The 11,935-nt window shown below is 64.3% G+C and carries 13 protein-coding genes; 8 read left to right on the top strand and 5 right to left on the bottom strand.

Going from position 1 to position 11,935, the window contains the following annotated elements; translation table 11 throughout:
- Positions 1 to 116 precede the first annotated feature (116 nt).
- Positions 117 to 560, bottom strand: coding sequence for an NUDIX hydrolase (locus AB5Y72_RS11925; RefSeq protein ID WP_318162000.1), 444 nt, complete (start codon positions 558 to 560; stop codon positions 117 to 119).
- A gap of 112 nt (positions 561 to 672) precedes the next feature.
- Entirely contained in the window at positions 673 to 1,671 is a 999-nt protein-coding gene (locus tag AB5Y72_RS11930) for an NADP-dependent oxidoreductase (RefSeq protein WP_325783578.1), read from the bottom strand.
- 176 nt (positions 1,672 to 1,847) lie between these two features.
- Between AB5Y72_RS11930 and AB5Y72_RS11935 the strand changes: the two genes are divergently transcribed.
- From AB5Y72_RS11935 to AB5Y72_RS11945, 3 genes are all read left to right on the top strand, one after another.
- On the top strand, positions 1,848 to 2,273 hold the full coding sequence (locus AB5Y72_RS11935; protein WP_042074132.1) for a MarR family winged helix-turn-helix transcriptional regulator: 426 nt from the start codon (positions 1,848 to 1,850) through the stop codon (positions 2,271 to 2,273).
- Positions 2,274 to 2,300: 27 nt separating this feature from the next.
- A complete protein-coding gene (locus AB5Y72_RS11940; RefSeq protein ID WP_209794712.1) occupies positions 2,301 to 2,531 on the top strand; it encodes a hypothetical protein in 231 nt (76 codons plus the stop codon).
- A gap of 148 nt (positions 2,532 to 2,679) precedes the next feature.
- Positions 2,680 to 2,997, top strand: a complete 318-nt coding sequence (locus AB5Y72_RS11945; protein WP_042074135.1) for a hypothetical protein — start codon at positions 2,680 to 2,682, stop codon at positions 2,995 to 2,997.
- Positions 2,998 to 3,091: 94 nt separating this feature from the next.
- On the opposite strand, the gene AB5Y72_RS11950 is transcribed toward AB5Y72_RS11945, so the two are convergent.
- Positions 3,092 to 3,568 (bottom strand): Lrp/AsnC family transcriptional regulator, encoded by a 477-nt coding sequence (locus AB5Y72_RS11950; protein ID WP_042074137.1) that lies wholly within the window; start codon positions 3,566 to 3,568, stop codon positions 3,092 to 3,094.
- A 308-nt stretch (positions 3,569 to 3,876) separates the two neighbouring features.
- Positions 3,877 to 4,497, bottom strand: coding sequence for a metalloregulator ArsR/SmtB family transcription factor (locus AB5Y72_RS11955; protein ID WP_257711886.1), 621 nt, complete (start codon positions 4,495 to 4,497; stop codon positions 3,877 to 3,879).
- A gap of 166 nt (positions 4,498 to 4,663) precedes the next feature.
- Between AB5Y72_RS11955 and AB5Y72_RS11960 the strand changes: the two genes are divergently transcribed.
- A complete protein-coding gene (locus AB5Y72_RS11960; protein ID WP_325783579.1) occupies positions 4,664 to 5,905 on the top strand; it encodes an MFS transporter in 1,242 nt (413 codons plus the stop codon).
- A gap of 303 nt (positions 5,906 to 6,208) precedes the next feature.
- Positions 6,209 to 7,030 carry a Cof-type HAD-IIB family hydrolase gene (locus tag AB5Y72_RS11965; RefSeq protein WP_368199035.1) on the top strand — a complete coding sequence of 274 codons (822 nt, stop codon included), beginning with the start codon at positions 6,209 to 6,211 and terminating at the stop codon, positions 7,028 to 7,030.
- A gap of 37 nt (positions 7,031 to 7,067) precedes the next feature.
- Here AB5Y72_RS11965 and AB5Y72_RS11970 read toward each other — a convergent pair whose 3' ends face one another.
- Positions 7,068 to 7,631, bottom strand: a complete 564-nt coding sequence (locus AB5Y72_RS11970) for a DUF2799 domain-containing protein (RefSeq protein WP_209794708.1) — start codon at positions 7,629 to 7,631, stop codon at positions 7,068 to 7,070.
- Between the two features lie 200 nt (positions 7,632 to 7,831).
- On the opposite strand from AB5Y72_RS11970, the gene AB5Y72_RS11975 reads away from it, so the two are divergent.
- From AB5Y72_RS11975 to AB5Y72_RS11985, 3 genes are all read left to right on the top strand, one after another.
- Positions 7,832 to 8,671 (top strand): isopenicillin N synthase family oxygenase, encoded by an 840-nt coding sequence (locus AB5Y72_RS11975; RefSeq protein WP_042074143.1) that lies wholly within the window; start codon positions 7,832 to 7,834, stop codon positions 8,669 to 8,671.
- Between the two features lie 208 nt (positions 8,672 to 8,879).
- A complete protein-coding gene (locus AB5Y72_RS11980; RefSeq protein WP_257711891.1) occupies positions 8,880 to 10,193 on the top strand; it encodes a sodium-dependent transporter in 1,314 nt (437 codons plus the stop codon).
- Positions 10,194 to 10,601: 408 nt separating this feature from the next.
- Complete coding sequence (locus tag AB5Y72_RS11985) at positions 10,602 to 11,915, top strand: sodium-dependent transporter (protein WP_325783583.1); 1,314 nt, start codon at positions 10,602 to 10,604, stop codon at positions 11,913 to 11,915.
- Positions 11,916 to 11,935: the final 20 nt, after the last annotated feature.

The following is an 11,935-nucleotide window of genomic DNA, read 5'->3' on the forward strand; positions in this document are numbered from 1 at the left end:
GGCTGGCTCGACACCGGCAGATAGCAGCATCTCGCGAGCCAGCAGGCGATGGCTTATGGGGTGGGCTGGTTCAAGGTCGGCAGGTAGCAACGATTGGCCAGCCAGCAGGCGATGGTTTATGGGGTGGGCTGGTTCGAGGTCGGCAGGTAGCAACGATTGGCCAGCCAGCAGGCGATGGACTGGCGGCTGGCGTCGAAGTGAGGCTCTGGCAGGGCCTTGGGATCGCACCAGATCCAGCCCTCGCACTTCTCCGGCTCCAGCAGTTGCGGCTCCCCTTCCACCTCGGCCAGCAGGGTGACAGAGACGTAGTGCAGCCCGCTCTCTCGCCAGGTCTCCAGGTTGTTGGTGACGGCGATGACGCGAGGCTGCCGGATGACGAAGCCGGTCTCCTCTTCCACCTCCCGGATGGCCGCCGACTCGAAGGTCTCCCCCAGCTCCAGATGGCCGCCGGCGATGGACCAGTAGGGGGCATGGCTGCCCTTGCGCTTGCCGAGCAGTACCTGGCCCTGGCCATTGGTGAGAATGACGCCGACACCGACGCGGGGATAGGGGGTAGACATAGGGGAGGCTCCTTGCTGAAACGGCGGGGTGCGCCAGGGAAAACGGGCCCACCTTAGGGCGGATGGGCCCGTCATGCAAGCAGTCTGCGGCCTGAGGCGCCAGTTCTGCGGATCAGTCCAGCTTGACCAGCATCTTGCCGGTGTTGCGCCCCTCGAACAGCCCGATAAAGGCCTGCGGCATGCTGGCCAGCCCAGTGCTGACGGTCTCCTCGGCCTGCAGGGCGCCGGCCTCGAAGGCCGGGATGGCCTCGGCCAGGAACTCCCCGTAGTGCTGCCAGTGATCGGAGACCAGCAGCCCCTGGATCAGGATGCGCGTGCGGATCACCTGGGCGAGGTTGCGCGGCCCGCTCCCCTGGCCGTTGTACTGCTCGATGAGGCCGCACAGCACGATGCGACCGTGCAGCGCCATGTGATTGAGGGCTGCGTCCAGCATGGCGCCGCCCACGTTCTCGAAGTAGACGTGGATGCCCTCCGGGGCGAGGCGTGCCAGCTCGGCATCGAGATCCGGCGTCTCCCGGTAGTTGATCACCGCATCGGCGCCGAGCGTCTTGAGATAGGCGACCTTGTCGGCCGAGCCGGTAGAGCCGATGACCCTGGCGCCGGCCTGCTTGGCGAGCTGAACCGCCATGGTGCCGACCGCCCCCGACGCCGCCGAGACCAGCAGGGTCTCGCCCGCCTGCAGGCGGGCCACCTTGTGCAGCCCGGCCCAGGCGGTCATACCCGGCATGCCGAGGGCGCCGAGAAAGAGTTGGGGCGGCAAGCGGGTGTCGGGCAGTCTGGTCAGCTGAGCGCCGTTGGCGACGAAGCGATCGCGCCAGCCCTGCATGCTGCTCACCCGGTCACCCACCGCAAAGTCCGGGTGACGCGAGGCTTCCACCACGCCGATGGCGCCGCCATCGAGGGGGCCGTTCAGGGGGAAGGGAGGCACATAGCTCTTGGCCTCGCTCATGCGGCCTCGCATGTAGGGATCCACCGACAGCCACTGGTTGGTCACCAGCACCTCGCCCTCCTGCAGGGCGTGCAGGGGCACTTCCCTGAGGGCGAAGTCGTCCGGGGTGGGGAGGCCGGTGGGACGGCGCAGCAGTTGGATCTGATGGCTGATGGCATTCATGGGCATTCTCCGGCAGTGGGGCCGCGCGCTGGGATGGCGGCCTGGCAATTTTGTTTGCGTGCAAACTAAAATCAGGTTAATCCCGAACGGCCGGGCTGGCAACTGTTTTGTGTGCAAACTATTCAGCCCTCACTTTTCATGGGGTATACTGCCCCCAGTCGTCAGCGAGGTGCCCCATGAGTGAATTGAAAAAGCAGGTCTGTTTTGCCCTCTACAGCGCCTCCAATGCGGTGATGCGCGCCTATCGGCCGCTTCTGGACAAGCTGGATCTGACCTACACCCAGTACCTGGTGATGCTGTCGCTCTGGGCGCGGGACGAGGTGAGCCTCAAGGAAATCGGCCAGGAGACCGGGCTGGATGCGGGCACCCTGACCCCCATCGTCAAGCGGCTGGAGAGCAAGGGCTGGCTGACGCGCACCGTCTCCCGCGAGGACGAGCGGCAAAAATGCATCAGCCTGACCGAGGCGGGTCGCCAATTGCAGCAGGAGGTCAGGGAGTGCTGCCTGGCGGACAACTTGCGCAATCAGGTGGATCTGGCCGATGCTGAGCTGGCCCAGCTCAAGGTGCTCTGCGATCGCGTGTCGGCACAGCTGGGACGCTGACCCCTTCTTCCCATCCGGAGTGACCCGATGAAAGCTCTCTTCCCCCTGTTTGCGCTCCTGCTTGGCGCCTGCGCCGGCAATACCCAGCCTCCCTCGGAACTGCAGATCGACGATGCCGATGCCTGGCAGGCAGTCTGCAAGGACGGCGTCCGCGTCAGGGCCGTCAGCGACGAGGGGATCTGCGCGGATCATCGCGGTGTGGCCATGTGGATGAATAAACCAAGGGCCGTGCGAATGGCAGAGCAAGCCGCCAAATAGTGTGATCAAGGCACCATAAAATGACAAAACCGACCCCTTGGTCGGTTTTTTTCGCGATCTTGCCTGCACTTTGGCGCCTTGTTCATGGTGCACTCATTTTTCTGTTCCCATACTGGCCTTCAAGATGCCAGACAAAGAGGAGAGTGAGATGCAGTCATCCATCGTCGGTCTCTCCATTCTGTGGGGGCTGGCCAGTTTTGGCGTTCAGGGGGATTTCATCGAGAGCCGTGATGCCGTTGCGCCGTCTTGGCAAGCCGAGTCCAGAGTGGAGATGGAAGGGTACTTGATTGAGTCATTGGGCGCCGATCGCTGGGTGTTCGACAATGGCAGCGAGAGCCTGGAGGTCGTCCTGCCAGAGGGGCAGTGGGTTTCCACGGGGGAGCGGTTGCGATTGAGCGGTGAGCCCCAGCAGGAGCAGAGCGGCTGGTTGTTGCAGGTGCAGGACGTCAGCCAGGTCGAGGCCTGATCTGCACCCTCGCCAGGCGTGAGCGTGAAGCAGCGGCACGCAGAGACAAGAAGAGGAGGCCCCGGCCTCCTCTCGTTTTTTCCGGCCCTGGCCCTCAGCCCAGGTGATTGAGGGGCAGCGCCGTCTTGTGCTTGATGCGGCGCAGCACGAAGCTGGAGCGCACCCCGGTCACCCCCGGGATGTGGGTCAGCTTGTCCAGCAGGAAGTGCTGGTAGTGTTCCATGTCCCGCACCACCACCTTGAGCTGGTAGTCGGCGTCGTTGCCGGTGATGAGATCGCACTCCAGCACCTCGGGCAGATCCTTGACCGCGTTGTCAAAGTTCTCGAACCGCTCCGGGGTGTGCCTGTCCATGGAGATGTGAATGTAGGCGGTGAGAGTCAGCCCCAGCTGTCGGGCATTGAGCAGGGTCACGTGGGTATCGATGAGACCGGCATCCTCCAGCGCCTTGACCCGGCGCGAACAAGGGGAGGGAGAGAGCCCGACCAGCTCGGCCAGCTCTAGGTTGCTGATGCGGCCATTCTCCTGCATCAACTCCAGAATATGCCTGTCTATACGATCAAGTTTCAGCATTCTCCGTTCCTCGTTGCAATTACTAATCCACTTTTCCTAGATTAAGGGTGAACTATTGCAAAAACAACTGAAAATACCTGCTACTTCACAACCACTCACCGCACGGCTAGGGGTACTATGGTGTCATCTTCCGGTGGCAAGACAGAAACCCAACCCGGTCTCTGTGGTGAAGGACCTTACCGGGTCAAGAGCCCCATCAGCCGTTCGACCCAACCGGGAAGCGACGGGCTGGAACGAGAGCACCCTCTCCCCGAAGGCAACAAAGCAGGCATCCCGGCGCCTGCTTTGTTGTTTCTGACGTTTGCGGATCAGGGCTGCGGCCTGATGCGATAGAGGCAGCGGTGATCCCCCTCCAGCAGATACTGCTCCCGCTCCACCCCGGCCGGCGCCAGCAAGCGGCGAAACATCTCCAGTTCGCTGCGACAGAAGCCCCGGCAGGCCCGCGCCGCCGCGCAGATGGGGCAGTGGCTCTCCCACAGCAGCCAGCTGCCATCCTCCTCCTGACAAAAATCCGCCATATAGCCCTCTCGCGTGCGCTGCGCCGTCAGTGCCGCCAGCCTGTCTGCCAGCGCCGGCTGGGTCAGCTCGGTCTGATAGCGGGCCAGTTGTTGCTGCTCCCGCTGGGCGATCAACCGCTCCATGCCCACCTCGCCAAACAGCTGCTGGATGTTGTCGATAAGCTGCAGCGTCAGTTCGCTGTGGCTGTCGGGGAAGCGTTGCCAGGCCTGCTCGGTCAGGTGCCACAACCGTACCGGTCGACCGCGCCCGCGGGCTTCGTCCTTGAAACTCACCCAGCCGTCGGTCTCCAGCGTCATCAGGTGCTGGCGGGCCCCCATGGAGGTCATCTGCAACTGCTCTCCCAGCTCGGCGGCGCTCTGTGGCCCGTGGCTCTTGAGCAGAAACAGTATCTTGTCGGTGCTGGCATTCATGGCAAGGCTCTCATCGTCGGCAGGTGCGGCCGCTTGCGCGGCAGCGGTTCTGGCATGGATAAGAGCATTATGGGAAGGGGGAACTTTTAAATCAACAATTTGCTTTACTTAATCTGGTTTGATTGCCAACATAAATAAACCAATGACTTTATTTAATGGGGCGGACATGGAAGGGATCAAGGGGCAGGCCAGCCTGTGGGTATTGGTGATGACGGTGACGCTGGCGGTGGCGGGCTTCAGCCTGCCATCCCCGGTGCTGGCGCCGCTGTTGCTGGATCCGGCCCAGGGCATGCTGACGCCGGAAGCGTCGGACTGGAGCCGCAAGGTGTGGCTGGGGGTCATCATGGGGGTCTATCCACTGTTTCAACTGGTAGGGGCCCCCTGGCTCGGCAAGCTCTCCGATCGCCATGGCCGCAAGCCGGTGCTGACCCTCTGTCTGGTGGGTGTGTTGGTGGGCTACGCCCTGATGGCGCTGGGGATCGCCTGGCGATCCTTGCCGCTGCTGCTGTTGAGCCGGGTGGTAGAGGGCTTCTTCAACGGTGACATCGCCATCGTGCAGGCCATGGCGGCCGACATGAGCACCGCCAAAACCAAGGCGCGCAGCTTCGCCTGGATCAACATCGGCATGAACCTGGGCTGGGTGGTGGGCCCCATGATCGGCGGTTATGCCGCCGTGGTGTCCGGCGATTACAGCCTGGCGGCCTGGCTGGCGGTGGCCATGACCCTGGTCAACCTGCTGCTGGTGCTCTGGCTGCTGCCCAATCGGCCGGCAGTGGCCCGCAGTGAGCAGCCGGCACCTGCCCTCTCTTCCCGCCAGCTGCTGCTGCAAGCGGCGCTGCTGCCCTACTTCGTGCTGACCCTGCTCAGCTACGGCGCGGTGCAGCTCTACTTCACCTACTTCAACGTCTGGCTGGTGGAGCGGCTGGCCTGGGATCCGGTGCAGCTGGCGCAGGCCGCCGTAATGGTGAGCGTGCCCATGATCTTGGGATCCTGGCTGGGCTCCCGCCTGGCTCGCCATTGGCGCGGCAGCAGTCTGGGGGTGGTCGGTCATCTGGTGATGGCGGCGGGCATGCTGATGTTCGTGCTGCCCGGCCACTGGTGGGGGCTGGCACTCACCTTTATCCCCGCCGGCATCGGCATGAGTCTGGGGGAGCTGGCAACCTCGGTGGCGGTCTCCAACCGCAGCCATGCCGAGCAGCAGGGGCAGGCGATGGGGCTCTATCGCGGGCTGGCGGTGGGCAGCGAGATCCTGGCGGTGGTGGTCGGCAGTCTGGTGCTGCTGGCGGGCACCGAGTGGCCCTTCTATCTGGCCGCGCTGTACAGCCTGCTCTGTGCTGTCGGCTTCTATGGCCTGCGCCGGGCGGCAGATCGGCGGCAGCGGCTCGGCGTTCAGGTGGAAGCCGGCTGACGGGATCACAGAACGACGCGAAGGGGGTAACCGGCGCTTGCATCGTGGCGCCGACTCTGGGACGGTATGACTCCTTGCCTCGTTCAACTCCGTCGCCCGGTGAACCTCTCTACCCTTGCGCCTCGCGATGCTCAGTCTTTGGAGGTGATAGGCGTCGTTTTCAGGCCATGGTACTGGACGCGGGATTGCATGGCACCCGACTGACCTCAACATTCCTGGAGGTGGTATGCGTCGTTTTCAGGCCATTGCACTGGACGCGGGATTGCATGGCACCCCACTGACCTCAACATTCCTGGAGGTGATATGAGTCATTATCAGGCCATTGCATTGGATATGGATGGCACCCTGCTGACCCGGGATCACAAGATCTCGTCCGCCACCCGGGCGGCCCTGGCCGAGGCCCGGGCCCAGGGCATCAAGGTGCTGCTGGTGACGGGTCGCCACTTCATGACGGCCCGTCCCTTCCACCACGCACTGGCCCTCGATACCCCCATCATCTGCAGCAACGGCGCCTACCTCTATGATCCGGGGCAGGATCGGATCCTTGCCGGGGATCCCCTGGCGGTAGCGCCGCTCACCGCCCTGCTGGCCGAGGTGCAGGCCCAGCAGATGGGGGCGCTCTTCCACCTGGGGGGCGGCATCGGCTACCTTGGCTGCGAGGAGCACGTGGGCCGGATGCGGCGCTGGTCGGCGAGCCAGCCGGACCACCTCAAGGTCTCCCTGCTGCCGGCCGAGGATCTCGGCGCCTGGCTGCAAGCCCCCATCTGGAAGCTGGAGCTGTTCAACCAGGATCCTGGCCGATTGCACCGTTTCGTGGGGGAGGTGGTGGAGACGCTGCCCTTCACCCGTGATTGGGCGGCGCCCTATGCGGTGGAGCTGGTGCAGCCCGGTTGCAGCAAGGGCAACCGGCTGGCCCAGTGGGCGGCGAGCGAGGGGATCGCCATGGAGAATGTGGTGGCGTTTGGCGACAACAACAACGACATCAGCATGTTCGAGCAGGTGGGGCTGGCGGTGGCCATGGGTAACGCGGCGCCCCAGATCCAGGCCCATGCGGACCGGGTCACCGCGGATCACAACGAGGATGGCATCGCCCTGGCGCTGCAGCGCTGGATCCTGACCGCCTGAGCGGCAGCAGAACGGGGCCAGACCGGCCCCTTTGCTGTCAGCTCCCGAAGGAGAACTGGATCACCCGGTCCGGGAAGCGGATCCGGTTGTACTCCCGGCGCACCCCCTCGTAGTGGCGGATGGCGCGCTCGCGCTGGGCCCGGTAGTAGTCCCGCTGCTTGCTGTCGTTCTCGCTGCGGATCTGCTGGTCGAGCTGATAGATGTCCCGCTCGGTGCGCTCCAGCTCCTGCTGCAGTTCGCCGAGGCGCTGCTCCAGCAGGTACTCCTGGCGGCCGCGCTCGAACTGGGTGAGGAAGCTGGTGTCGTTGGGGCAGACCCCCAGGTATTCGTGCCCCTCCCGTCCCTTGCTGTAGGCAAGCTCGGGAATGCAGTAGAGTTCCAGCCCCTTGGCGTAGCCCCGCTGCCACTCGTCTTCGTCCACCCTGAGACCGTACTCACCGCAGGTCTGCTTGTAGTCACGGGTGGCGGTCCGGGTCTTGCCCTGCTCCCCGTCCTGATAACCCAGGTTGTACCAGCTCATGGCGCGGCACTCCTCCTCAGACAGGGAACTGCACCCGGCGAGCAGCAAGGGGAGGGTCAACAGCAGGATCTTGGGGAACATGAAGGGGCTCCGACAGGGAAGATGGAGGGGCATTCTAGAAGAGGAGGCCTGCCCTGGACAAGCACCGGGCGAGGTGCCTGCGTCATGATGTTTTTATCAGTATTTTCAAGCCGTTGCAGACGGGCTTCCGGCAGCCTTTTCATGCCGGGGGAGGCAGGGTAAACTGCGCCTACTTTTAACTGGCACGTAACAAAAAAACAATGAAAGTCCTGACCGTCGATTATCGCTCCCCCGATGCGGCCGAGCGCTTCACCGAGTCCCTGCGCACCACCGGCTTCGGGGTGCTGACCCATCACCCCATCCCGAAAGAGCTGGTGCAGTCCATCTATGAGAACTGGTACCGCTTCTTCCTGAGCGAGCAGAAGCACGACTTCCTGTTCAATCGCGAGACCCAGGACGGCTACTTCCCGCCGTCTGTCTCCGAAGTCGCCAAGGGCCACAGCCAGAAGGACATCAAGGAGTACTTCCACATCTACCCCTGGGGTCAGATGCCGGCCGAGCTGAAAGCGCAGGCGATGGAGTACTACCGCCTCGCCAACGATCTCGCCGCCGAGCTGCTGGGCTGGGTGGAGCAATACACCCCGAGCGACATCGCTGCCCGCTACAGCTGCCCGCTCTCCTCCATGATCGAAGAGAGCCAGAAGACCCTGCTGCGAGTGCTGCACTACCCGCCCTTCGATGGCACCGAGGAACCGGGGGCCATCCGCGCCGCCGCCCACGAGGACATCAACCTGCTGACCATACTGCCCGCCGCCAACGAGCCGGGCCTGCAGGTGAAGGGCTCGGACGGGGAGTGGATGGACGTGCCCTGCGACTTCGGCACCCTGATCATCAACATAGGTGACATGCTGCAGGAGGCCTCCCGCGGCTACTACCCCTCCACCACCCACCGCGTCATCAACCCGACCGGCGGCAGCGCCGCCAAGTCCCGCATCTCCTTGCCGCTCTTCCTGCACCCGCGCCCGGACGTGGTGCTCTCCGAGCGCCACACCGCCCACAGCTATCTGATGGAGCGGCTGCGGGAGCTGGGGGTCATCTAGTCCCGCCAGACCCAGGCAGACAACAAACCGGAGCATACCCGCTCCGGTTTTTCTTTATTAGCACTATTGTGTGGTAATTCGAATATTATTAGTGAATGCTGCCAATAAAGTGGTTTTATGCCGGATATACGACGAGTGATTGCGGAGCCCAAGGGGTAATCTGAGCGCCTTTCGGGCCCCGTGGGCGGGCCCCTCGTTTGGAGTTCCCATGAAGCAGTCCCAATGGTCATCCCGGCTCGGTTACATCCTAGCCGCCGCGGGTTCCGCGGTCGGTCTCGGCGCCATCTGGAAGTTCCCCTATGTGACCGCCGCCAACGGCGGCGGCGCCTTCCTGCTGGTGTTTCTGCTGTTCAGCTTCACCCTGGGGGTGGCGGTGCTGATGGGGGAGACCCTGATCGGCAGCCTGACCCGGCGCGGGGTGGTGGGAGCCTTCGGTGAGTTGATGGGCAGACGCTGGCGCTGGGTCGGCGCCATGGGGCTCTTGTGCAGCCTGCTCATCTACAGCTTCTACAGCGTGGTGGGGGGCTGGACCCTGGGCTACACCGGCATGGCCCTGGCGGGCAGTCTGCAGCACGGCGACGGGGCGGCGCTCACCGCCCGTTTCAACGACTACGTCGGCGATCCGCTCTGGCCGGTGCTGACCCACCTGCTGTTCGCCGGCCTCACCTGGTGGTTCGTGCAAGGAGGCGTGCAGCAGGGGGTGGAGCGCACCCTGCGCTGGATGATGCCGGCACTCTTCATCATGATCCTGCTGCTGGTGGCCTTCGGGCTGACCCTGCCGGGCGCCATGGCCGGGGTGCGCCACTTCCTGATGCCGGACTTCAGCAAGCTCGGCATGTCCGGTGTGCTGGACGCCCTGGGGTTGGCCTTCTTCTCCCTCTCCATCGGCCTGGGCATCCACACCACCTATGGCGCCTACCTGGTCTCCAGCGAGGGGGTGGGCCGCTCCAGCCTCTGGGTGGTGTTGCTGGCAAGCCTCATCGCCGTGCTGGCGGGGCTGATGATCTTCCCCGTGCTGGCGGCGACCGGCATCGATCCCGCCTCCGGCCCGGGTCTCACCTTCATGACCATGCCGGCGGTGTTCCAGCAGCTGCCGTTCGGCCAGGGGCTGGCGGTGGTGTTCTTCGCCCTGCTGGTGGTGGCGGCGCTGTCGTCTTCCATCTCCCTGCTGGAGCATCTGCAATGTTTCCTGTGCGAGAGCCTGGGCTGGTCGCGGCGTGCGGCGTGCAACCTCATCACCGCCCTGGTGATGGCGGGAGGCATCCCGGTCAGCCTGTCGTTCGGCCCCTGGGCGAGCATCACCCTGTTTGGCAAGAACATCTTCGAGCTGCTGGATTTTGTCACCTCCAACCTGATGATGCCCCTGTTCGGTCTGGCCCTCACCCTGCTGCTGGGCTGGCAGCTCGGTCGCCGGGCGCTGCCCGTCGGACTGGCGCCGCACTGGCGCACCCTGCTGATGGGCTGCTGGCGCTGGCTGGCACCCCTGCTCATCGGCGGCATCCTGGTGCGGGGCCTGGTGTAGGCCGGGGCGGGTGGGTCCTCAGGTCCGCCACGGACCCCGATGTGGAGTCGGCAGGATTGACTCTGCATCAAAACCTGTAATATCCAACAATTCGAAATATTTATCCGCAGATGCGTGTTTTTGTTTGGTTATATTCTGTTTTGGAGGGTATTCATGACTAGTGTCTGTCAACTTATCTTGCCATGGTTTAGGCTGTGGCCCCTTTTCCCCGTGCAGGCGACGCCGTTTCATGTCACCCCTCATCGCCCTCTTTGGCCGATTTTTCCGCTCGCAAGAGAGGTGACCTTGCACGTGCCGTTTGTCTGACAGTTCATTGCAAAGGTCGCCACCAGGCGGCCTTTTTTATTGCGACGCCGCGCGCGTCCAGCCATGGAGTATCGATCTGATGTTGTCTTGCCCGGAGGTTGTATGAGCCAGGTTCAGTGGTCTTCCCGTCTCGGTCATGTGCTGGCAGCCGCCGGCTCGGCCATCGGCCTTGGTGCCATCTGGAAGTTTCCCTATGTGACCGCCACCAATGGCGGCGGTGCCTTCCTGCTGGTGTTTCTGCTGTTCAGCTTCACCCTGGGAGTGGCGGTGCTGGTGGGAGAGACCCTGCTCGGCAGCCGCAGCCAGCGCGGCGTGCTCGGTGCCTTCCACAGGCTGGTGGGGCCGAACTGGCGCTGGATGGGCTACATGGGGATCCTGTGCGGTTTCTTCATCTACAGCTTTTACAGCGTGGTGGGGGGCTGGACCGTGGGCTATGCGGCCCTGGCCCTCGGCGGTGAGCTGAACCTCGGCGAGGGGAGCGCCCTCACCGCCCTGTTCAACGGCTATGTGAGCGACCCCCTCTGGCCTGTCCTCACCCATCTCGTCTTCGCCGGGCTCACCTGGTGGTTCGTGCAGGGCGGGTTGCAGCAGGGGGTGGAGCGGGCGCTGCGCTGGATGATGCCGGCCCTGTTCGTGATGATGCTGCTGCTGGTGGTGACCGGGCTCTCCATGCCGGGCTCCCTGGCCGGGGTGCGCCAGTTCCTGTTGCCGGACTTCTCCATGCTGACCGGACAGGGGGTGCTGGACGCCCTGGGGCTGGCGTTCTTCTCCCTCTCCATCGGCCTGGGGGTCCACACCACCTATGGCGCCTATCTGCCCAATAGCGACGGTGCGCTGCGCTCCGGGGTCTGGGTGGTGACCCTGGCGAGCCTGATCTCGGTGCTGGCGGGGCTGATGATCTTCCCGGTGCTGGCGTCCACGGGGATTGACCCGACCGCCGGGCCTGGGCTCACCTTCATGACCATGCCGGCGGTGTTCCATCACCTGCCGTTCGGCCAGGTGCTGGCCGTGGTCTTCTTCCTGCTGCTGCTGGTGGCGGCGCTCTCCTCCTCCATCTCCATGCTGGAGCACCTGGTGCGCTTTACCACCGAGGAGTGGGGCTGGTCGCGCCGCAGTGCCTGCCGGGTGCTGACCCTGCTCATCATGGCCTGCGGTATCCCGGTGAGCCTGTCGTTCGGCCCCTGGGCCGAGTACACCCTGTTTGGCAAGACCCTGTTCGATCTGCTGGACTACCTCACCTCCAACCTGATGATGCCCCTGTTCGGCCTGGTGCTGACCCTGCTGCTGGGATGGCGGCTCGGCGACAGCATGGTACCGGCGGATCTCTCGCCGCTGATGCGCCGCTGCCTGCTCTGGTGCTGGCGGCTGGTGGCGCCGCTGCTGATCGCGGGGATCCTGGTGCGGGGCCTGTTCTGACCCGCCTGCCGGGGCGGCTT

Origin of the sequence: Aeromonas sp. R7-4 (genome assembly GCF_040908055.1) — a bacterium.
GTDB classification, from domain to species: domain Bacteria; phylum Pseudomonadota; class Gammaproteobacteria; order Enterobacterales; family Aeromonadaceae; genus Aeromonas; species Aeromonas sanarellii.